This window comes from Pseudomonas sp. B20(2017) (assembly GCF_002113125.1).
In the GTDB taxonomy this organism is placed as follows: Bacteria; Pseudomonadota; Gammaproteobacteria; order Pseudomonadales; family Pseudomonadaceae; genus Aquipseudomonas.
Genome location: NZ_NEJP01000007.1, coordinates 55418 through 77470 on the forward strand (window position 1 = coordinate 55418; position 22053 = coordinate 77470).

The window sequence follows — 22053 nt, forward strand, 5'->3', positions numbered from 1 at the left end:
CGCACTGCCGGGCGCAACCTCCATTGGTGGAATTGAGTGTAGACGCGCTGCATCGACACTGCTGGCAACGCGCCAGTTTCATCCACCCATAAAAAACGGGAGCCATGGGCTCCCGTCTTTTTTCAAACAAACTCAACGCGGTGGATAGTTGGACAGGATCCGCGCCACGGTCTCGCGGATCGCATTGCTGCGATCCGCCGGGTTCGGCGTGCGGCTGAGCATTTGCTCGTCGCTGCCACGCCACACCAGTTTGCCGTCCTTGCCGTCGAGCAGATCGACCTGAATGGTCGCCACCTTGTAGGTGATGTTGCGGGTTTCGTTGTACATCGGTGCCCCCCAGTACCCGTTCCACGGGCCACCCCAACCGCCGCCGTAGTTGGTGGTCACCTGTTGCTGCCGGTCCTCGACGATCAGGTAGGTCTGCACAAACAGATCGCCTCGGGCACCCGAAGCGGCCGGGCGCAGACCACGCTGATCCAGTTGGTCGGCGACGGCCTGCCGGATGCGTTGTTCGGTCAGGTCACTCTTGATTCTTGGATCGTCGGGGCGGTATTGCAGGGCGGGTTCTTTCCAGCTCCAGCTGCGATAAGCGGCAAAGTCGCGGCTGGCGTCGAAGTCATGATTGACCTGGTTGGCGGCGCAGGCACTGAGCAGCGCGGCCACGGCCAGTAAAGCGAGACGGCGGAACATGGTTTTTCTCCGGTGGAAGACATGAACCTTGGGGAGCTTCACATTGGCAGGAAGCTAACTGGGAGGATACGCCGACATCGCCTTTTCGACAGCCTCCCGAATCGCGTCGGTGCGATCACTCTGATTGCCCTGGGTGCCGGTTTCCGCGCTGGCACTCCAGACTGGCTGACCGCTGCCGGCGTCGAACAGATCGACTCGCACCACCACGACCTGCTCCTGATAGGTACGAATGATAGGCACCGAGTTGTACATCCCGTAGCCACGGCCATAGCGGTCGTAACCGCCATAGCCGCCGTAATAGCCGTAATCGTCCTGAACCTGACGCAGGCGGGTTTCCAGACTCAGGTTGGCGCTGACCAGCAGGTCGGCCGGGCGATTGTCATGCAGCGGGCGCAGACCGCGCTGGTCCAGCGCACTGCTCACGGCTTCGGCCACTTGCGCCGAGTCCGCCCATGCCGTGCCCGGCGGCAACTGACCGTTGAGCCACGCCCAACTGCGATAGCGCCCGTAATCCCGTGGCGGCGCGGGATAAGCGCTGCGGTCGAAGGTGGTTGCCGCTTGCGGTGGCGCCGGCGGCAAGGGCCTCGACTGCGCCACGTAAGGGTTGCTGCCCTGGCAGGCGGCCAACCCCAGACAGATCAGCAGTAACCCTGAATGACCTTTCATTTCTCGCTCCGATCAGATCGGCCGGCAGATCCAGTGCAAATAGCGCCCAAGCCCGGCGAAGCTTGGGTGACGACGGTGGGCGAGTTCCATCTCGAGCAAATCAATCAATTCGGCGCGGGCCTGGAATTCCACCGGCATGTAATCGTGGAAAACTCGCACCCCGCTCTGGGTTTCGACCTGCCACAAACCAGCGAGTTGCGTTGCCAGTTCCCGTGGATCGAGCGGCTGTTGCGGGGTCAGGCTCTGTTTTTCACCGGCCATGTCGTTCTTGCGCATTTTCTTGAAATGGCCTTTGAGCAGGTTCCGGTAAATCAGTGCATCGCGGTTGTAGAACGCCAGCGACAACCAGCCGCCGGGTCTGGTCAACTGATGCAGCACCGGCAGGATCGCATGAGGTTCGGCCAGCCATTCCAGCACCGCATGGCACAGCACCAGATCGTAGGGTTCGGTGAGCTGGCCGAGCAGTTCCTGCCAGGGGGCCTGAATGAAGGTCGCGGTTTGCCCGGCGTCGGCAAAGCGCTGGCGTGCGCCTTCCAGCATCGGCTCGGCCGGCTCGGTGAACGTCACCTGGTGCCCGCGCTCGGCCAGCCACAGCGACATGTGGCCCAGGCCGCCACCGATGTCCAGCACCCGCAACGGACGATCCGGCAAGGCTTCGGCGAGGTCGGCCTGCAGTACCGCCAGGCGGATCGCGCCTTTGGCACCGCCGTAGATTTTTTCGGCGAAACGGGTCGCCAACTGATCGAAATGACGGTCGCTCATCAGCTGAACCGCCGTTCGCTGTCGGCGAGTTTGCTGCGCACCACTTCATTCATGTCCAGCCCCAGTTCGCTGCACAGCAGCAACAGATACAGAACGATGTCGCCGACTTCCTGCCCGGCGTGGGCGAGTTTGTCCGCCGGCAGTTCGCGGGACTGATCTTTGGTCAGCCACTGGAAGATTTCCACCAGTTCGGACATTTCCACGCTGGCGGCCATGGCCAGGTTTTTCGGGCTGTGAAATTGCCGCCAGTCATTGCGGTCGCGAATGGCGTGCAGGCGTTCGGTCAGTTCAACAAGGTTCATCGGGCTCTCCTGAAGGCGTATAGCTTCGTGGGGATGCAGATTGAAGGCAAGGGGCAGTCGCCCGGATCCAAACCCTCTATGCTTGCAGGGAACTCGACCGCACCCGCTGCGGCCCAAGGCTCAGCTCTTTCATCAGGAAACAGACATGCAGGTAGAAAGCTTTTTCGAATGGCTGGGCCAGGCGCTCGGCTCGATCATCCGCTTCATCGTCGATGGCCTCAGCGGCCTGTTCAATCTGCTGGGCAACGCTGGTGGCAACTTTGTCGACGGTCTGTCGAAGGCGCTGGGCATGGACACGTCGATCATCAGCATCATCGCGCTGATCGTTGGCCTGATGCTGTTGTGGTCGGCGATCCGCGCGTTCATGAATGCTTCGATCATTGCCGGGATCATCTGGTTGCTGCTGGGATTGTGGCTGCTGAGCTGGATCATTCACTGACACCTCCCGCTACAATGCCGCTCCCCAAGGAGCCCGCATGTCCAACCTGATCGCCGACTGGCGCGACCGCCCGACCCATCGCCGGGTCTGGGCCCTCGCCGCCCCCATGATCCTTTCCAATATTTCCGTACCGCTGGTGGCGCTGGTCGACAGCACCGTCATCGGTCACCTGCCCCACGCCCATCAGTTGGGCGCGGTAGCGGTGGGCGCCAGTTTGTATACCTTTCTGGCCTGGGCCATGGGTTTTCTGCGCATGGGCACCACCGGCTTCGCTGCGCAGGCGGCCGGTCGCAGCGACGGTGCGGCCTTGCGGCAGATTCTGCTTCAGGGCCTGCTGCTGGCGATGGGGCTGGCGCTGCTGCTCGGAACCCTGGGTGTACCGCTGAGCGGGGTTGCGCTGCACTTCATGCAACCGTCGGCAGAACTGGATCAACTGACCCGCGACTTTTTCCACATCCGACTGTTCGGGCTGCCGGCGGCGCTGGCCAGTTATGCCTTGGTCGGCTGGTTCCTCGGCACCCAGAACGCCCGGGCGCCGCTGGCCATTCTGCTGAGTACCAACCTGATCAACATCGTGCTCAACCTGTGGTTCGTGATCGGTCTGGACTGGGGCGTGGTCGGTTCGGCCCGTGCCTCGGTGATCGCCGAATGGAGCGGCGCCCTGCTCGGCCTGTGGATGACTCGCAAGGCATTGCGCGCCTATCCCGGTCACATCGCCTGGGCCGCCCTGAAACTCTGGCAGAGCTGGCGTCCGCTGCTGGCGGTCAACCGTGACATTTTCATTCGCAGCCTGGCCCTGCAATCGGTGTTTTTCCTGATCACCGTGCAGGGCGCGCGACTCGGCGATGCCACGGTCGCGGCCAACGCGTTGCTGCTCAACGGCCTGCTGCTGACTGCCCACGCGCTGGACGGTCTGGCCCACGCCGTCGAAGCCCTGTGCGGCCACGCCATCGGCGCCCGTGATCGTCTGGCCTTGCGCCGCTCGCTGGTGGTTGCCGGCGGCTGGTCGTTGCTGGCGAGCCTGGGTTTTGCGGCACTGTTTCTGTTGGCCGGCCACTTGTTCATCGAAATGCAGACCGACATCCAGAGTGTGCGCGAGACCGCGTTCATCTACCTGCCCTACCTGGCCGTTCTGCCATTGATCGCGGTCTGGAGCTACTTGCTCGACGGCCTGTTCATCGGTGCCACCCGCGCCCGGGAAATGCGCAACGGCATGCTGGCGACCGTAATCCTGCTGCTGCCGGTCGCCTGGGCGCTGCAAGGTCTGGGCAATCACGGCCTGTGGATTTCTTTCCTGCTGTTCATGGTGCTGCGCAGCCTGACGCTCGGGGGACTGGCGTGGTGGTTGCGGCGCACCGATGGCTGGTTCAACGGTGCTGCTCACTGAAGCGGCGCTTCACGACGGGTCGTTCAACCAACGCCGACGCAACAGTTCGAGCCGCTCCCGCGGGGTCAAACCTTTTGGCAGCGGCATCAGTTCGGCACGCGGATGCTGCAAACGCAGCCACAACCAGTCGTCCAGCAGCACCTGCTCGCTGAAGCCCAGTGCCAGGCCTTGCTCCTGAAAGGCTGACATCACCCGATAGTCGTTCCCCGTCGCCTGACTCCAGCGCCAGACATGCTGATCCAGCAGGCAACGGTGCAAGCGTTCACGCTGCTGGCGGGTCAGGCTTTGCTCGATCCGCAGCGGCTCCACGGCCAGCCCCGGATTGCGCAGTTGCTGCCAGCCCTGACTGCCGCCGGCCAGATCGGCCCAGATCCCGCCGAACCAGCGCAGCCACCCGATCGGCCCGAGCCAGCAGCTCAATTGCCGGGCATCACAGGCATCGAAAAAGTAGCTGGCGGTCTGGCGATTGTAGAAATTGAGCAGCGCCCGGTGATTCAGGCCGATGGACACGGTCAGCATCCGCTGCAAGTGTTCGCGCAGTGACTGCGCCGAGACCTCGCTGCCCAGCAGCAGCCCTTGCCAGGTCATGGGATCGGTGTGGCAGAGTGCTGACAGCGCCGGGCTGTCACGCAAGTCGATCAGCCACGGGCCTTGTTCACTGACCGGTTGAAACTCCGTACCGTCAAACAGCTTCAGGCAGTGCACACCGGCGAACCCCTGGCGTAAAGTCTTCACTGCCTGCGGCGCCTGTGCGATGTCCAGCAACAACCACTGAGCGCGCTGTCCGGGGGCTGCGACGCTCATCTTTCGTCGCTCGTTTCAAGCCCGGCGACCAATCGACAGCTGCACAGTGACGCCGCGCAATGGCGATAACTGCCGCCTCCCGGTATCAGGCACAACAACAGCAACGGCTCGGCCGATTTCAACCATTGAGGCAGGCCCGCGCTCGCCAGACGCTCGGGCAGTGGTAACGGTGCGTCTTCCTCGATGGCTTCGGTGACTGTCGGAGCCAGCAAGACGCCGCTGATGACGGGCTGCTCAGGGTCACCTTCCAGAAAACTCACCACCACCTCTACCCCGTCCTTCAATGATGCCATCGGCGTATCGGCCAACGTCGGAGCCAGCGGCAGCCAGCAGTGGCTGGGGCGGGCCCCTTCGCCCTGATAAAGCCAGTCGAACTGAACGGCCACTGGCCGCACGGCATCCGGTTGCGCCTCCTCGACCGACACCACCCACGCACGTTGCGGACTGCACATGCGCGCACCTCGGTATTCAAGGGAAGATCGGGGCAGCGGCAACTGGTCAGCGGCAAAAAACCGGTTGCTGTAGGGCGGCTCGGACGACTGATCGGCCCGATGCTCGATTCGGCTCACCAGCCAGCGCGGATTGGCGTCTGCCAGGCGCTGGCCGGAAATCGTCAACCAATGACCACTGCGCAGGGTCGACGAATCGCAATCCCCCTGCGCCGTACGTGTCCGCCGCGAGCCTTCTGCGTGCAGGCGCGCGTGCTCGCCCAATTGCCAACGGCTCACTGTCGGCGACGGCTCCCCTTCCTCGCACTCGAATCGCAGGTTCCCGGCGAGGGGCAGCCGCGCCGGATCATCCCCGAATACCAGGCAATGCCCACGACTCCCATGTTCGAAGTGGTAGTGAATGCGTGCCTGCCCACACAGCCTCTGCACAAGTTGCAGATCCGACTCGCCGTACTGGGTACAAAAGGTCCGGGGCGAATACACGCCTCGCAGGTCGAATCGGCGCCAGTTGCCACTGATGCCGTGTTCCCGGAGCACTTGATCAAGAATCTGCGGCACCGAGCGGTCGCTAAAGATTCGCTGGCTATAGCGCAGACCCAGGCAGCTCAACCGAGGCCCCAGCCGCGCCCTGCACAACCGGGCGCCCTGCCCCTGTTCATGCTGGACAAGGCTGTGCAATTGCCCGTGTACTCCATTGCCCGAAGGCCCGAAACACAGGCGCGCGGAACGATACATCAGGCCGGCAAGGTCCAGATGAGGGTCATCGAGCAGCAAGTCGATCTCGAACGCAAAAGGCTCGCTGATGGCTTCGCAACCTTTGAATGCCAGGACTTCAAGCGAGACGGACAGGCCCGCTACATCGAGACGAAACGACGGCTCGTCGACTGGATCGAACATGGGGAGATTCTCTACAGGGGGGCGGGCGGGGATTCTCGCCGAGAGCCATGGCCGAGTAGAGGGCCGAAGTACAAATTCGGAAATGACCTACGCGAAAAGCAGACGACATCACTTTGCTCACCTGGACGTAAGCCGTTTCGCGAAGAAAAAAAGAAGCGTCTCACCCGGTCATCTGAAACGTCCGCGTTGGGCGGAACAATTTCAGACAACCAGATGAAAGCGGAACCTGGTCTCAGGAAGACAGGTAGGAGGAGCGGGTCAGGCCCAGGCGCAATGCATCGAGGAACTGAGTGCGCTCGGTCGCGCTGATGCGGGCACTGGCGCACTTGTCGCGGTAGTGAGTCATCAACTCTTCCGGCGACAAGTGCACGTAGCGCAGCATGTCTTCGATGGTGTCATGGGTTTCAATACCGGCGTGGTACACGCTGCCGTCGGCGTTCTGGTAGATGTTCACCGAGTCGGTGTCACCGAACAGGTTGTGCATGTCGCCGAGGATTTCCTGATAGGCGCCGACCAGGAACACGCCCAGCAGGTAGTCTTCCCCTTCGTTCAGCGCGTGCACCGGCAGGCTGGTCTCGATACTCTGCTCGTCGACGTACTGGTTGATCTTGCCGTCGGAGTCGCAGGTCAGGTCTTGCAGAACGGCACGACGCAGCGGCTCTTCGTCGAGACGGTGCAGCGGGATGATCGGCAGGACCTGATCGATCGCCCAGGTGTCCGGCAGGCTCTGGAATACCGAGAAGTTGCAGATGTACTTGTCGGCCAGCTTGTCGTTGAGTTCGTCCAGCACCTGGCGGTGCGAACGCTGACGCGCCTTCAGCGAGTTGTGCAGACGACGGCATACGGCGAAGTAGCACTGCTCGGCCAGGGCTTTCTCGGCAAGGGTCAGCTTGCCGTCGGCATACTGGGCGGCCACGTCGCTCATGTAGTGAGTGGCGCGCCAGTAGGTTTCGGTGACCATTTCGATGTCGGTCGGGCCGAGCAGGTCAACCAGCCACTGCACGGTTTCCGGCAGCGCTTCCTTGTTCTCGATCTGCGGCACGTCGTCGTTGTGTTTCTCGACGTCGGTCACCTGCACCACCAGCATCGCGTGGTGCGCGGTCAGCGAACGGCCGCTTTCGGAGAAGATGTGCGGATGCGGCAGGCTCTGCGCATCGCAGAATTCCTTGAGCATGCCGACCACGACACCGGCGTAGTCATCCATGTCGTAGTTGATCGAGCTGGCGTTGCGCGAGTGGGTGCCGTCGTAGTCGACACCCAGGCCGCCGCCGACATCGATGTGATCAACCGGCAGACCCAGATTGCGCAGCTCGCCGTAGTAACGGATCGCTTCCTTGAAGCCGTGCTGGTAGTCAGCCAGGTTGGCAATCTGCGAACCCATGTGGAAGTGCAGCAGACGAATGCCCTGATCCAGCCCGGCCGCGCGGAAGCGCTCGACCACCGACAGCAGTTGCGCCGCCGACAGACCGAACTTGGATTTCTCGCCACCGGTGTCCGCCCACTTCGACGATGCCAGCGACGACAGACGCACGCGCAGGCCGACCTGTGGCTTGACCTTGAGCGAGGCGGCTTCTTCAATCACCAGACCGACTTCGGATTCTTTCTCGATCACGATGAACACGTTGTGGCCGAGCTTCTGGCCCATCAGCGCCAGACGGATGAACTCGCGGTCCTTGTAACCGTTGCAGACGATGGTGCCGCCCTTCGGCGCCAGTGCCAGCACCGCCAGCAGCTCAGGCTTGGAGCCGGCTTCCAGACCGATGGAAACGTTCTGGGTGGCGATGATGTTCTCGATCACCGCTTCCTGCTGGTTGACCTTGATCGGGTACAGCGCGGTGTATTTGCTCTGGTATTCCAGACGCTCGATGTTCGCATCGAACGCACCGGTCAGCTGACGGACGCGGTCTTGCAGAATGTCGGGAAAACGCACCAGCAGCGGCAGGGACAAGCCACTTTTGCGCAACTGGTCGACTTGTTCGAACAGATCGATAGGCGAGCTGCTCGGGCCGTTCGGACGAACTTCGACGCGACCGGCGTCATTGATCGCGAAATACCCGGCCCCCCAATGGCGAATCCCGTAAACACTGCGGCTGTCCGCAACTGTCCATTGGCTGCCATCGTCTTTGCGTGTGCGTCGTACGGACATCGAAGTCCCCTATAAAGAAGTCATAGTGCGTCGCCTGATCTCAGGCCGGCGCAGTCTAAAGAATGAAAATGACGGTTCGTCAGCGGGGCGGTAGACCGCGCTGACAGCGTTGAGTTTAGAAACCGTTCATGAACAGGCTCTGTGAAAACCATGGAAACGACGTCAGACCCAGGGACTCTGGAGCTGAATCAAGCCGCCGGTGGGTTTCACAGAGGCTGCTAGCCGCCGGACTTCTTCGCCTTGAACCCGTGCTTGACCAACTCGGCCAGAAGCAGCTCGACATGGTCGCCCTGAATCTCGATGACCCCGTCTTTCAGCGCGCCACCGGTGCCGCAACGTTTCTTCAACGTTGTCGCCAGCTCCTTGAGCGCGTCTTCGGCCAGGGGCACGCCGGTGATGGTGGTCACCGTCTTGCCGCCACGGCCCTTGCTCTCGCGGCGAACGCGGGCAATGCCGTCGCCGGCCGGGATCACGGTTTGCTTGCAGATACAGGCGTCCACCGGCTTGCTGCATTCCGGGCAATGACGACCTGCGTCGGTGGAAAATACCAGGCCGCCCAGGGCGGCGAAGGATGCGGCTTTTTTGGCCACCGGCAATCCTCTCGGGAGGACAAAGACTGATCGCAGCCTTGGGCAAGGCTATCGACCGCGAAGCCCCACTCAGGCAGGGGCAGCGCTACTGTGCCGATTGATCCTGTAAGCAGGCCGGCACAGCTTGAAAAGGTCGCGCAGTGTAACGGCAAAAACGCCGATTGCTAAGTGCCAATCGGCGCCAATTTATGTGTTCTTTGCGACGTCGCTTTGCTGAGCCCTCAGATAGCGCTTCAGCGCCGCCAGAGAGTCCGGGCAATAAGGCTTTTGCCTGATTTCCTCCATGACCTGAGCGACCGGAATGAAGCGCGCTTCGAGCACTTCTTCAGGCTGCAGGATCAGCGGCCCGTCCCACACCGCCGAAAACGCCGAACACCACAGTCGATTGCCGGTGTCTTCGAAGTAGAAATGGTCGTGGGCCGTCAGCTCGACACCGCTCACTCCCAACTCTTCTTCCAGCTCACGGGCCGCCGACTCGGCGTAGGTCTCGTTCGCCTGCACCATGCCGCCCGCCGCCACGTCCCAGTAACCGGGATAAATGGCTTTGCTCAACGTACGCCGATGCACGCAGAGTTCACCGGCCGAGTTGAACAGCATGATGTAGGTGCCACGGCCGATCAGCCCGCGCTCGCGCAGGTCGGAGCGCACCAGGGCGCCGAGCAGGTTGTCCTGCTCGTCGACCCAGGCGATCTGTTCGGCATCGGAGGCGGCGCGATGGGCCGCCTCTTTGGCGCTCTCGTCCATGACTCAGCCCTGATTGAGCAGTTGACGCAAATCGATCACGGCGGCGTTGGCCCGGGAAATATAGTTGGCCATGACCAGCGAGTGGTTGGCCAGCACACCGAAGCCGCTGCCATTGAGGATCATCGGGCTCCAGACCGGCTCCTGAGACGCCTCCAGCTCACGAATGATCTGACGCACGCTGACGGTTGCGTTCTTCTTCGCCAGCACATCGGCGAAATCGACCTCGATGGCGCGCAGCAGGTGCGACAGGGCCCAGGCCTGGCCGCGGGCTTCATAGAACACGTTGTCGATCTGCATCCACGGGGTTTCCACCACTTCCTCATCGACCTGCGGCACTTCACCCACCGCCGGCACTTCGGTTTTCAGCGCGGTGTTGAGCTTGACCCGGCCAACGCTGGCCGAAAGACGTTGCGACAGCGAACCGAGACGGGTCCCCACATCGCCCAGCCAGTTGTTCAGATTGTCGGCGCGGGCATAGAACAGTGCGTTCTTCTGAGTCGGGTCGGACAGACGCGCCTGATAACGGCTCAGGGAATTGATGCCTTCCTGATATTCCGACTCGCTGGACGGCAGGATCCAGCTCTTGTTGTCGAAGTTGAAGCGCGGCTCGGCCTTGGCCAGGTCGGCGTCTTCAGCCGATTGCGACTGCGAACGGGCGAAGTCCTTGCGCAGGGCACGGGTCAGATCGCGCACTTGCACCAGCACGCCGTATTCCCAGCTCGGCATGTTGTCCATCCACAGGCCCGGCGGGAAACGGTCGTTGGAAATGTAGCCACCCGGTTTGTCCAGCAAGGTGCCGGCAACGGTTTTCAGGGTTTCGACGGTGGTGTAGCCGACCACCATCTGCTTGCCTTCTTTCTCGGCGGCAACCTGAGCGTTCTGCGCCACGGGAAACAAGGCGGGCTCCTGGCTCCAGTACCAGCCCAGGCCGATGGTCACCAACAGGTAAATGGCGACCAGCGTGGCCAGCGCGCGACTGAACAACAGCCCGCCAACATAACTGCGCGCTGCCGACTTCGGCTCGGCGGCACGTTCAGGCGCGCTGCCCGCGCGGTTCTTCCAGTCCAGCATGGCGATATCCTTTCAAAACTTGGGTTCAACGGTTCGACCACAACCATACAACAACGTGCCTCGACCCGGCACCCGCGATTGCGGACCCGGAGAAAAACAACCGGACGTCGCCAGTGAACCAAAGGATAGACGCCCTCCTTCAGACGTTGAAAATTCTCATGGAAATCTGCCGGACGTCATCCGCCAGGAACAGATGGGCGATACCCCCGGCATCGGTCCGGCGCTGGATGGGAACGCCATCGACCGTTGCAATGTAGGCCTGCTGTGGCAATGGCTCGCCGGTCATGCTGTCGACCAGACGATAGATTCGGGGCGTTCGGGTTGGCTGGGCGGGTGGATTGTTCATCAGATCCAGTACCGCCTGATCAAAGGCCGGCCGGAAGGTGGGCCACTCACCGTAATCGGCCTCGGGCCTGAGCAGCAGCCATTCGCCACGCTCGATCTGTTCCAGTACCTCGCTGTCCAGATTGATCATCAGGCCTGCCCTTAATTGATCAATACCTTCGAGAAGCTTGCGCTCCAGCAGCACTTTACAAACCTGTTCCAGTGCCTGATCCACCGGGTAGACATGCGGGCGCTCGCTCTCGGTCAGGTGCGAATGATGAACCAGCCTCATCGCTGCCCCTCGCGCTGCCACTCAACGGAGCCCATCATGCAAGCGATTTCGTGCCGCCAGTAACACAAGCGCATCAAGCGCCCTCCATGGCGATCTCACGGATGGATTGCGCCACTGCGTCCCTGTTGCTGTCGTTGAGCATCTGGTCAAAGCGAGCTGCAGCCCGAAGGACAAACTCCATCCGCTGATCGATATCGGACAAGTCCGCCAGCGGGTTGCTGCCAAAATCGGTGAGGGTCAACTCGATGGCCTGGGTCACACCCGAAGGAAAACCGGTCACGCAGGAAAAATGGTTGCTGCGCAACAACATCACCAACTGGCGGTTTTCGTAGATGCTCGGCTGAAGGATGTTTCGCTGCTCGTGCCATGCCAGATGCTCCACACTTGCGACAGTGTTCCCTGCTTCTATCGCCTCGAAGGCTTTGAGAACCTGGTCAAAAGCCTTCCCAAACGGGAGCGTTTTCTGTCCTGCGGGCCAAAGCACAGGAAACTTTATATTCCCATAAATGCCTTCCCGGGCACCCAGGCACTTCTTCAACTCCTCCAACCCACGCACCGCGTAAAACTGATGCAGCGGATAGACATCGAGAAACAGTGTGGTGTTGCCCATCGCCATCATGTCGTACACGTGCCGGCACTGTTGCTGCGCCTCATGCTCCTGGCGGATCTGCTCGACACTGCCCGCGGCATGCAGCAATCCACTGCCCACCTGCCTGGACACGAACGCCGCGAGCCCTGCCCACTGGAATCGCGAGTCATGCATCCACAGCCGCGCATAGGCGGCGTTGATCGCCCGATTGCGTTGCACGGGATCTGAAATCAACACGCCATCAGGGGCGACGATTTTCTCGGCTTCGCGTTGATAGGCGCGCCAAACGCACTGGCAAGTCAACACAGGCACCTCTGTCACCCGCATCCGTTCGCCGTACAGCATATCTTCTTTACATTCACAGTCGGCAACGGGCGTGGTGGGGTGATTCAGGCGCAGAGCATCAGTGGGGTGTTCGTTGAAACACTGGGTCATGTCCGGGCAGATTTCTCGTAGGGGTTTCCCTGACCCTACCAGTTCAAACCCTCTCGAAACCGGCGTGGGGAAAAATCAGAAAGTCCTGACAGACGAAGCCCGCTCACCCCATGGAAGCTTCCTCATAACCCATGGGAAACGTCCTGAAGCGCCCAGTTCACGGGCATTTGATTGACATACAAGTCCAACGCGAAACCAGCTGGTCACAAACTGAATGGTGACGCACCGCAGATTATTGACGTACGACACTCATGTAAGGGAAAAGAGGTGCTAGCATAGAGCCACCAGTCGATCTCAGCATGCAGCCTAACTAGTAGTCAGGATATGACCGAGCCAGAAGATCCCAGCCGTGAGCGCCTCAAGCACCATTTTGCCCAGCGGGTAATTCATCAGGCACGTCAGATTCTTGAGATATGGCAGCGCCTGCAACGCAGTGAGTGGTCCACAGCTGATCTCGCCGAACTGAGCGAAGCCAATCTGCGCCTGCTACGTTTTGCCGAGCGTTTCGAACAGCCCGAACACACGCAGCTGGCCCGCCACATCAGCCAGTCGCTGGAAGCGGTGGACGCCAATCGCGGACGCCTGAGCAGCGGCCTGATCACCGATCTCAACCGTTTGATGCAGCGCTTGTCGCGCACCGGCCTGCGCCATGGCGATCAGCTCGATCAAACTTTCCTGCCGCCCCTGCGTAAACCGATCTACGTGATGCTGCAGGATCACGACCGCGCCGAGCGGCTGGCCAAGCAGCTGGAGTTTTTCGGTCTGAGCGCCCAGGCGCTGGACAGCGTGTCGGCGTTTCGCTCCTCGATGGTCGAGCGCCTACCGGCCGCGATCGTCATGGACGTGGATTTCAGCGGCGCCGGCGTCGGCCTGAAACTCGCCGCCGAAGCCCAGCAAGGCCTGGAAGAACCGCTGCCGCTGCTGTTCTTCAGCCTGCACGAAACCGACACCCCGACCCGCCTCGCGGCGGTGCGCGCCGGTGGCCAGGAATTCCTCACCGGCACCCTCGAAGCCTCGAGCCTGCTGGAAAAAATCGAAGTCCTGACCTGCGTCGCTCAGTACGAACCCTATAAAGTGCTGATCATCGACGACTCCCGCGCCCAGGCCCTGCACACCGAACGCCTGCTCAACAGCGCCGGGATCGTCACCCGCACCCTGATCGAACCGATTCAAGCGATGGCCGAGCTGGCGGACTTCCAGCCAGACCTGATCATCCTCGACATGTACATGCCGGCCTGCACCGGCACCGAGTTGGCCAAGGTCATCCGCCACAACGATCGTTACGTCAGCGTGCCGATCATTTACCTGTCGGCCGAAGACGATCTGGACAAACAGCTCGACGCCATGAGCGAGGGCGGCGACGACTTCCTGACCAAGCCGATCAAGCCGCGCCACCTGATTACAACGGTGCGCAACCGCGCCGCCCGTGCGCGTAACCTGAAAGCACGGATGGTCCGCGACAGCCTCACCGGCCTGTACAACCACACGCACATTCTGCAATTGCTCGAAGACTGCTCGTTCCGCGCCCGCCGCGAGAACAAGCCGTTGAGCTTTGCCATGCTCGACATCGACCACTTCAAGCGGGTCAACGACAGCCACGGCCATCCCATGGGCGACCGGGTGATCAAGAGCCTGGCGCTGTTCCTCAAGCAGCGTCTGCGCAAGACCGACTTCATCGGCCGTTACGGCGGCGAGGAATTCGCCATCGTCATGCCCGACACCGATATAGAAGCGGCGCACAAAGTGCTCGACGAAATCCGCCAGCGCTTTGCCGAGATTCACTATCCGGCCCAGCCGCAGGATCTGTGGTGCACCTTCAGCGCCGGCGTGGTGGAGATGCACGACGACTCCGACAGCCTGATGATGGCCAGCCAGGCCGACGAGGCGCTGTACCGTGCCAAGGGCGAAGGACGCAATCGGGTGCAGACCGCGCGCGACTCAAAGCAAAGTGCCACTTTTTCATCGGATTCGACTCAATCGGTCATAACCCTGTAATAGAACCGCAATAAATTCAGGCGCTTACCGTTCTGCCGTTGGTAGCCGTCATGCGCCTGAAGTTGCTCACCAATCTTAATACTCTGTTGCTGGTCGCCGTCTGCGTGGCCCTCGGCGCCACGCTGTGGTGGTCGCAAAAAGCCCTGGAACGCCCGTATCTGTTGATGGAGCGTTATCTGGGACTGTCGCAGCAATTTCAGAATGACGTGGCACGCAACGTCGAGGATTACCTCGCCAGCGGCGACGCCCTGCGTCTGAGCAGCGCCAGTCAGGCCATCGATCAGTTGCAGAAAGAACTCGGCGAGCTGCCGCCGGCGCTGGCCGACACCTTGCGCCCGAGCCTCACCGGCCTCGACGAATTCAGCAAGACCGACTTGCTGGCCGCCGGCAAACTGGCCGGCGATCCACAGGCGCTGCTGCTGCAGGCCGAGCGCGAATTGAGCGCCAGCCTCGATCAACTCAGCACCTACGCCGGCGGCGATGCGACTTACCTGACACCCCTGCTGGTCGCCTCTCAACATCTGGGCAAACTGTCGCTGGCCCGGGACAAACTGGTCAGCAGCGGGCGCAGTGAACTGGCCGCCGATGTCGAGCGCGAAGTCAGCAACATCCGCGCCCAGGCCCAGACAATCGACGCCCTGCCCTTGCTCGGCGTGGTCGCCCGCAGTGAATCCGGCAGCGACGACTTCGCCGCGCTGATGGGCATCGAAAGCACGGAAAAAGCCGCTGCCGAAGACGCCGGCGTCGGCCTCAAACGCGAGCTCAACAGTTTGCTCGGCCGTTACCCGGCGGAGCTGGCGCGCACCCGCGAGCAGATCCAGAAACGCACCGACCTGAGCACCGCGACCCACCAGAAAATTGCCGCCGTGCAGCAAGCCATCGCCGGTCTCGAACCGGTGGTGCGCGCCCAGCACGGGCAGATCCAGGGCGAAGTAAGGCTGATGCAAGGCGTGATGATCGGCCTGATTCTGCTGATCGCGCTGCTGATCGACACCCTGCAACGACGCCTCGCCCGCACCCTGACCAACCTCGCGCCGGCGCTGTCGACCTGGGCCGAAGGCGACTTCAGCCGCGACATTCATCTGGGAAAAACCAACCGCGAACTGCACGACATCGAAGCCTCGCTCAATCGCCTGCGCGCCTATCTGGTGGATCTGGTCGGGACCATTCGCGGCAATGCCGAGCAAGTGGCCGGCAGCAGCCGCACCCTCGCCGAACTGAGCAATGACTTGCACAGCGGCGCCGAACATCAGGCCGGCGATACCGCGCTGATCCGTGATTCCCTCGGCGAACTGGAAGCGACCATCCAGCAAGTGGCCGGCGATGCGCGCCAGGCCGCCGACGCCAGTCGCCATGCCGGACTGGCCGTCGAACACGGGCAACAGGTGATCGGCCAGAGTCTCACCGGCCTGCACGCGCTGGTTGGCGAAGTGCAGGGCAATGCGCAAATGATCGAACACCTGGCCGAAGAGTCGGCAACCATCGGCGGCGTGCTGACGGTGATCCGCTCGATTGCCGACCAGACCAACCTGCTGGCGCTCAACGCGGCGATCGAAGCCGCCCGCGCCGGAGAAATGGGTCGCGGATTCGCCGTGGTGGCCGAGGAAGTGCGCTCGCTGGCGCAACGCACCGCCGGCGCCACGGCAGAAATCCAGACCCTGATCGCCGGCCTGCAAACCGCCGCAAGGCAATCGGTCGAGGGCATGCGCGCGCAGGTCGAACACGCCGAGGCCACGGCCAATCAGGCGCAATCGGCGGACGGGGCACTGGACAAGATTGTCGGCGCGATCCAGACCATCTCCGACACCGCCGTCCGCATCGCCGACATCACCGCGCAACAGAGCGGTGCCGTCAGCGAGATCCGCGATCACAGCGAACGGATTCATCAGTTGGGCGGTGACAATCTGCTGCGCATCGGCCAGGGCCGCGAGCAAGGCGAGAACCTGCTGTTGCTGGGCGGTCAGCTGCACACCGCCGTGCAAGCCTTTCGCGTCTGACAGATGGCTATCGCGAGCAGGCTCGCTCCCACATTGAATGCATACCCACCTGCTCGCGATGGGGCCAGACGAGTCAAAGCAAGAACCTGCCAATCGGCACTCCGTCCGCTATCATTCCCGCATCTTTGATTCGCGAGATTGTCATGCGCCGTCTGCTCTGCCTGCTGTTTTTCGTCTTCGCCCTGCCGGCCGGCGCCGCCGGTCTGTTCGACAGCAAACCCAGCGCCACGCTGGGCTCGGTCAACAACAGCGCCGATTTCCTGCCGGTGCGCGAAGCCTTTCAACTGAGCCTGGTCGAGAGCACGCCGCAATCGGTCAAACTGCGCTTCGTCGCCACCGAAGGCTATTACCTCTACCGCCATCGCTTCCAGTTTCGTGCCGAGCCTGCCGAGGTGAAACTTGGCGCCGCACAGCTACCCCAAGGCGAACAGAAGCACGACGAGTACTTCGGCGACGTCGAGGTCTACCACGGCATTCTCGACGTGGAACTGCCGCGTAATGATTCCCGGGCGTTCACGCTGGCCGTCACCTATCAGGGCTGTGCCGACAAGGGTTTGTGCTACCCACCGGAAACCGAACGCCTGAGCATCGAGGGCAACGCAGCGGCAAATGACGCGTCCGCTCCGGTGACGGGTTGGGACTGGCGTGATCTGGCGCTGTTCTTCCTGGCGGGCCTGGGCCTGACCTTCACGCCGTGTGTATTGCCGATGCTGCCGATTCTGTCCGGCGTGGTGTTGCGCGGGCAGGTCGGCGGTTTGCGCGGCTTTAACCTTTCCCTGGCTTATGTGCTGCCGATGGCCGCGTGCTTCGCGCTGCTCGGCGCATTGATGGGGCTGTTCGGTGCGCAACTGAATCTGCAGGCACGACTGCAATCGGCGTGGGTACTGGTGCCGTTCGCGATGTTCTTTGCGGTGTTCGCGCTGGCGATGTTCGGCGTGTTCGAGCTGAAACTGCCGCACTTCATCAGCAGCCGCCTCGACCGGATCGCCGGGCGCACCGAAGGTGGCTCGCTGTGGGGCGCGGCGGTATTGGGTGTGGTGTCGAGTCTGCTGGTATCGCCGTGTGTTTCCGCACCGCTGGCCGGCGCGCTGCTTTATATAAGCGCCAGCGGTGATGCGCTGGGCGGCGGCCTGAAGCTGTTCATGCTCGGGCTGGGCATGGGCGCGCCGCTATTGCTGGTGGCCACCGGCGGCGCAGCGTGGCTGCCGAAAAGCGGGCCGTGGATGATGTACGTGAAGAACGGCATCGGCGTGTTGCTGCTCGGGCTGGCGATCGGTTTGCTCAGCCGGGTGTTGCCGGGACAGATCACTTTGCTGCTGATCGGCTTGCTGGCCGGTGGCGTCGGCCTGTTCCTCGGCGCGCTGGAATTCGTCTACAAGCCGCCGCGCAAACGCCTCGGCCAACTGCTCGGCATGTTTCTGCTGTTTTATGCGCTGGCCTGCTGGTACGGCGCGTTCAGCGGGCAGACCGACCCGCTGAATCCAATAGCCCCGGCACGCCTTGCCGACAGCGGCTCGACCGCGCAAAACAGCGGTTCGTGGCAGACCGTCAGCACCCCGGCAGAACTGGATCGGGTGCTGCTCGAAGCGAAAACCGCCGGCACCCCGCTGCTGCTCGACTGGTACGCCGACTGGTGCATCAGCTGCAAAGTCATCGAACACGAAGTCCTCAATGACGCCACGGTCGTGGATCGGCTCAAGGGTTATCGACTGATCCGCTTCGATATCACCGCGAGCAATGCCGAACAGCGCACCCTGCTCGACCGCTACAGTCTGTTTGGACCACCGGCGCTGATGTTCTTCGGCAAGGACGGGGTGGAACGTCGCGATGTGCGGGTGATCGGCGAGATCAACGCCAGCGACTTCGCCGAACGTGTCGCCAAAGCGAATGACCGGATTTAATCAGTCAGTCACATATTTTGCGCAAACATCGGACATCGTGCTGGCTATTGCAGAGAACTGGACAGTCACAAAGTCTTTGCGGCATAGTCGCCGGGTTCTGACGAAGGCTCACTCATAACAAGGAACACGCAGATGGCAACGCTACTGGTGCTGCACGGCCCCAACCTGAACCTGCTCGGCACCCGGGAACCCGGGACCTACGGGTCGACCACCCTGGCGCAGATCAATCAGGATCTGGAACGCCGCGCCCGTGAAGCCGGCCATCATCTGCTGTATCTGCAAAGCAACGCCGAGTACGAATTGATCGACCGCATCCACGCCGCACGTGGCGAGGGCGTGGACTTCATTCTGATCAACCCGGCGGCATTTACACACACAAGTGTCGCATTACGTGACGCGCTGCTGGGAGTGAGCATCCCATTCATCGAAGTGCATTTGTCCAACGTGCACAAACGCGAACCTTTCCGCCATCACTCCTACTTCTCCGACGTAGCGGTAGGAGTGATCTGCGGCCTTGGCGCCAGCGGTTACCGACTGGCCCTGGAGGCTGCACTAGAGCAGCTTGAACAACAAGCTATACGCCCCTGACCGACCCTTGGGAGTTGATGATTCATGGATATCCGTAAAGTTAAGAAACTGATCGAATTGCTGGAAGAGTCCGGCATCGACGAGCTCGAGATCAAGGAAGGCGAAGAGTCCGTACGCATCAGCCGTCACAGCAAGACCCCGGCGCAGCAGTACTACGCACCGGCTCCGATGCAGGCTCCGGCCGCTGCACCTGCCGCCGCTGCCGCTCCGGTTGCTGCAGCAGCTCCTGCTGCCGCTGCTGCTCCAGCGCTGAACGGCACCGTTGCCCGTTCGCCGATGGTCGGCACCTTCTATCGCAAATCCTCGCCAACCTCGCCAGCCTTCGTTGAAGTCGGCCAGACCGTGAAGAAAGGCGACACCCTGTGCATCGTCGAAGCCATGAAGATGATGAACCACATCGAAGCTGAAACCAGCGGTGTGATCGAGTCCATCCTCGTCGAAGACGGCCAGCCGGTTGAGTACGACCAACCGCTGTTCACCATCGTTTGAACTGCGGAGAGCCTTTGATGACTGCGAAGTTGGAAAAAGTTCTGATCGCTAACCGCGGTGAGATCGCCCTGCGGATTCTGCGTGCCTGCAAAGAGATGGGCATCAAGACCGTCGCCGTTTACTCCAAGGCCGATAAAGAGCTGATGCACCTGGGTCTGGCAGACGAATCCGTCTGCATCGGCCCGGCTTCTGCCGCTCAGTCCTACCTGCACATCCCGGCCATCATCGCTGCCGCCGAAGTGACTGGCGCTACCGCCATTCACCCAGGCTACGGTTTCCTCGCGGAAAACGCTGATTTCGCCGAGCAGGTCGAAAACTCCGGCTTCGCTTTCATCGGCCCGAAAGCCGAGACCATTCGCCTGATGGGCGACAAGGTATCGGCCAAGCACGCGATGATCGAAGCGGGCGTGCCAACCGTTCCTGGTTCCGACGGCCCGCTGCCGGAAGACGAGGAAACGGCACTGCGCATCGGTCGTGAAGTCGGCTATCCGGTGATCATCAAGGCCGCTGGCGGCGGTGGTGGTCGCGGCATGCGCGTGGTGCACAAGGAAGAAGACCTGATCGCCTCGGCGAAACTGACCCGCTCCGAAGCTGGCGCGGCGTTCGGCAACCCGATGGTCTATCTGGAAAAATTCCTGACCAACCCGCGTCACGTCGAAGTGCAGGTTCTGTCCGACGGCCAGGGCAACGCCATCCATCTGGGCGACCGCGATTGCTCGCTGCAACGCCGTCACCAGAAAGTTCTCGAAGAAGCGCCGGCACCGGGCATCGACGAGAAGGCTCGCCAGGAAGTCTTCGCTCGCTGCGTTCAGGCGTGCATCGATATCGGCTACCGTGGCGCAGGCACTTTCGAGTTCCTGTACGAGAACGGTCGCTTCTACTTCATCGAGATGAACACTCGTGTTCAGGTAGAGCACCCGGTTTCGGAAATGGTCACCGGCGTCGACATCGTCAAGGAGATGCTGAGCATCGCCGCTGGCAACAAGCTGTCGATTCGTCAGGAAGACGTGGTCATCCGTGGTCACGCGCTGGAATGCCGGATCAACGCCGAAGACCCTCGCACCTTCATGCCGAGCCCGGGTACGGTCAAGCATTTCCACGCTCCAGGCGGCAACGGCGTTCGCGTCGATTCGCACCTGTACAGCGGTTATGCCGTTCCGCCGAACTACGACTCGCTGATCGGCAAGCTGATCACTTACGGCGCGACCCGCGACGAAGCCATGGCCCGCATGCGCAATGCCCTGGACGAAATCGTGGTCGACGGGATCAAGACCAACATCCCGCTGCACCGTGATCTGACCCGCGACGAAGGCTTCTGCAAAGGGGGTGTGAACATTCATTACCTCGAGCACAAGCTGGCTGGCGAGAAGCACTAAGCTTCAGCCCGCACCAGACAAAGCCGCCTTCGGGCGGCTTTGTTGTTTCTGGAGATTGCAAAAAACCTGTGGGAACGGGCTTGCTCGCGAAGGCGGCGCATCAGTCAGCATCAAAGTGACTGGCAATCTGCTTTCGCGAGCAAGCTCGCTCCCACAAAAGCTTTGAGCTCGCGTAAACTTGCGCGCTTCTCGCAGGCCGCTAGGCTGCAATCAATCTTTTTCACAGGTGCCCGCCATGCCTTGGCTGCAAGTAAGACTCGCCATCAGCCCGGAACAAGCCGAAACCTACGAAGACGCTTTCCTTGAAGTGGGCGCCGTTTCGGTGACCTTCATGGACGCCGAAGATCAGCCGATCTTCGAACCGGAACTCAATACCACCCCGCTGTGGGCACACACCCACCTGCTGGCCCTGTTCGAGGGCGGCACCGAAGCCGCCCCGGTACTGGCCCATCTGGAACTGCTGACCGGCAGCCCGCTGCCCGAGCACCACAGCGAAGTGATCGAAGACCAGGACTGGGAACGCAGCTGGATGGATGGTTTCCAGCCGATGCGTTTCGGCCAGCGCCTGTGGATCGTGCCGAGCTGGCACGCCGCACCGGAGCCGGACGCGGTCAACCTGTTGCTGGACCCGGGCCTGGCATTCGGCACCGGCACTCACCCTACCACCGCCCTGTGCCTGGAATGGCTGGACGGCCAGGACCTGAAAGACTGCAACGTGCTGGACTTCGGCTGCGGCTCGGGGATTCTGGCGATTGCCGCCCTGCTGCTCGGCGCGAAAGAAGCCGTGGGCACCGACATCGACGTGCAGGCACTCGAGGCCTCCCGCGACAACGCCGGGCGCAACAACATCGCTGACGAATTGTTCCCGCTGTACCTGCCGGAAGACCTGCCGCAGGTCAAAGCCGACGTGCTGGTGGCCAACATTCTGGCCGGCCCGCTGGTTTCCCTGGCCCCGCAACTGTCCGGCCTGGTCAAGTCCGGCGGGCGTCTGGCACTGTCCGGGATCCTCGCCGAACAAGGTGAGGAAGTCGCTGCCGCCTACGCGCAGGACTTCGATCTTGACCCGATCGCCAATCGTGATGGCTGGGTGCGCATCACCGGCCGTCGGCGCTAGAATGAC

General features: G+C 61.9%; 21 protein-coding genes. 9 read left to right on the top strand and 12 right to left on the bottom strand.

What is annotated here, in order from left to right; all coding sequences use genetic code 11:
* Positions 1 to 132: 132 nt before the first annotated feature.
* From CAF63_RS12200 to CAF63_RS12215, 4 genes are read right to left on the bottom strand one after another with little or no spacing between them, the layout of a single operon-like run.
* Positions 133 to 690 carry a DUF4136 domain-containing protein gene (locus tag CAF63_RS12200; RefSeq protein ID WP_085684914.1) on the bottom strand — a complete coding sequence of 186 codons (558 nt, stop codon included), beginning with the start codon at positions 688 to 690 and terminating at the stop codon, positions 133 to 135.
* Between the two features lie 54 nt (positions 691 to 744).
* Positions 745 to 1356, bottom strand: a complete 612-nt coding sequence (locus tag CAF63_RS12205) for a DUF4136 domain-containing protein (protein WP_085684916.1) — start codon at positions 1354 to 1356, stop codon at positions 745 to 747.
* A 12-nt stretch (positions 1357 to 1368) separates the two neighbouring features.
* Complete coding sequence (locus tag CAF63_RS12210) at positions 1369 to 2118, bottom strand: methyltransferase (protein ID WP_085684918.1); 750 nt, start codon at positions 2116 to 2118, stop codon at positions 1369 to 1371.
* Positions 2118 to 2420, bottom strand: a complete 303-nt coding sequence (locus CAF63_RS12215) for a MazG-like family protein (protein ID WP_085684920.1) — start codon at positions 2418 to 2420, stop codon at positions 2118 to 2120. The genes CAF63_RS12210 and CAF63_RS12215 overlap by 1 nt, the downstream gene beginning before the upstream one ends.
* A gap of 145 nt (positions 2421 to 2565) precedes the next feature.
* Between CAF63_RS12215 and CAF63_RS12220 the strand changes: the two genes are divergently transcribed.
* On the top strand, positions 2566 to 2859 hold the full coding sequence (locus tag CAF63_RS12220; protein WP_007951010.1) for a hypothetical protein: 294 nt from the start codon (positions 2566 to 2568) through the stop codon (positions 2857 to 2859).
* Positions 2860 to 2896: 37 nt separating this feature from the next.
* A complete protein-coding gene (locus tag CAF63_RS12225) occupies positions 2897 to 4246 on the top strand; it encodes an MATE family efflux transporter (RefSeq protein ID WP_085684922.1) in 1350 nt (449 codons plus the stop codon).
* A 9-nt stretch (positions 4247 to 4255) separates the two neighbouring features.
* Here the strand turns inward: CAF63_RS12225 and CAF63_RS12230 are convergent, their stop codons facing one another.
* The 8 genes from CAF63_RS12230 to CAF63_RS12265 form a co-directional block, all read right to left on the bottom strand.
* Positions 4256 to 5050, bottom strand: coding sequence for a DUF4123 domain-containing protein (locus tag CAF63_RS12230; RefSeq protein ID WP_085684924.1), 795 nt, complete (start codon positions 5048 to 5050; stop codon positions 4256 to 4258).
* Positions 5047 to 6396, bottom strand: coding sequence for a type VI secretion system Vgr family protein (locus CAF63_RS12235; protein WP_085684926.1), 1350 nt, complete (start codon positions 6394 to 6396; stop codon positions 5047 to 5049). Before CAF63_RS12235 ends, CAF63_RS12230 begins: the two co-directional genes overlap by 4 nt.
* 232 nt (positions 6397 to 6628) lie before the next feature.
* Positions 6629 to 8542 (bottom strand): arginine decarboxylase, encoded by a 1914-nt coding sequence (gene speA / locus CAF63_RS12240; protein ID WP_085684928.1) that lies wholly within the window; start codon positions 8540 to 8542, stop codon positions 6629 to 6631.
* Positions 8543 to 8760: 218 nt separating this feature from the next.
* A complete protein-coding gene (locus CAF63_RS12245; protein WP_064379228.1) occupies positions 8761 to 9132 on the bottom strand; it encodes a translation initiation factor Sui1 in 372 nt (123 codons plus the stop codon).
* A gap of 186 nt (positions 9133 to 9318) precedes the next feature.
* The gene (locus CAF63_RS12250) at positions 9319 to 9876 is read right to left on the bottom strand and encodes an NUDIX hydrolase (RefSeq protein ID WP_085684931.1); all 558 of its coding nucleotides are present in this window, start codon (positions 9874 to 9876) and stop codon (positions 9319 to 9321) included.
* Positions 9877 to 9879: 3 nt separating this feature from the next.
* Positions 9880 to 10947, bottom strand: coding sequence for a DUF2333 family protein (locus CAF63_RS12255; RefSeq protein ID WP_085684934.1), 1068 nt, complete (start codon positions 10945 to 10947; stop codon positions 9880 to 9882).
* Between the two features lie 139 nt (positions 10948 to 11086).
* Positions 11087 to 11563, bottom strand: coding sequence for a hypothetical protein (locus CAF63_RS12260; RefSeq protein WP_085684937.1), 477 nt, complete (start codon positions 11561 to 11563; stop codon positions 11087 to 11089).
* A gap of 73 nt (positions 11564 to 11636) precedes the next feature.
* Complete coding sequence (locus tag CAF63_RS12265; protein WP_085684940.1) at positions 11637 to 12587, bottom strand: DUF2515 family protein; 951 nt, start codon at positions 12585 to 12587, stop codon at positions 11637 to 11639.
* A gap of 324 nt (positions 12588 to 12911) precedes the next feature.
* Between CAF63_RS12265 and gcbA the strand changes: the two genes are divergently transcribed.
* From gcbA to prmA, 7 genes are all read left to right on the top strand, one after another.
* On the top strand, positions 12912 to 14582 hold the full coding sequence (gcbA, locus tag CAF63_RS12270; protein ID WP_085609200.1) for a diguanylate cyclase GcbA: 1671 nt from the start codon (positions 12912 to 12914) through the stop codon (positions 14580 to 14582).
* Positions 14583 to 15535: 953 nt separating this feature from the next.
* Positions 15536 to 16579, top strand: coding sequence for a methyl-accepting chemotaxis protein (locus CAF63_RS29240; RefSeq protein ID WP_371807403.1), 1044 nt, complete (start codon positions 15536 to 15538; stop codon positions 16577 to 16579).
* A 143-nt stretch (positions 16580 to 16722) separates the two neighbouring features.
* Entirely contained in the window at positions 16723 to 18480 is a 1758-nt protein-coding gene (locus CAF63_RS12280; RefSeq protein WP_085684946.1) for a protein-disulfide reductase DsbD, read from the top strand.
* A 132-nt stretch (positions 18481 to 18612) separates the two neighbouring features.
* Entirely contained in the window at positions 18613 to 19068 is a 456-nt protein-coding gene (aroQ, locus tag CAF63_RS12285) for a type II 3-dehydroquinate dehydratase (protein WP_007951022.1), read from the top strand.
* A gap of 24 nt (positions 19069 to 19092) precedes the next feature.
* Positions 19093 to 19557, top strand: a complete 465-nt coding sequence (accB, locus tag CAF63_RS12290; protein WP_024164417.1) for an acetyl-CoA carboxylase biotin carboxyl carrier protein — start codon at positions 19093 to 19095, stop codon at positions 19555 to 19557.
* A 17-nt stretch (positions 19558 to 19574) separates the two neighbouring features.
* A complete protein-coding gene (accC, locus tag CAF63_RS12295) occupies positions 19575 to 20933 on the top strand; it encodes an acetyl-CoA carboxylase biotin carboxylase subunit (RefSeq protein WP_085684949.1) in 1359 nt (452 codons plus the stop codon).
* Positions 20934 to 21168: 235 nt separating this feature from the next.
* On the top strand, positions 21169 to 22047 hold the full coding sequence (prmA, locus tag CAF63_RS12300; protein WP_085684952.1) for a 50S ribosomal protein L11 methyltransferase: 879 nt from the start codon (positions 21169 to 21171) through the stop codon (positions 22045 to 22047).
* Positions 22048 to 22053 lie beyond the last annotated feature (6 nt).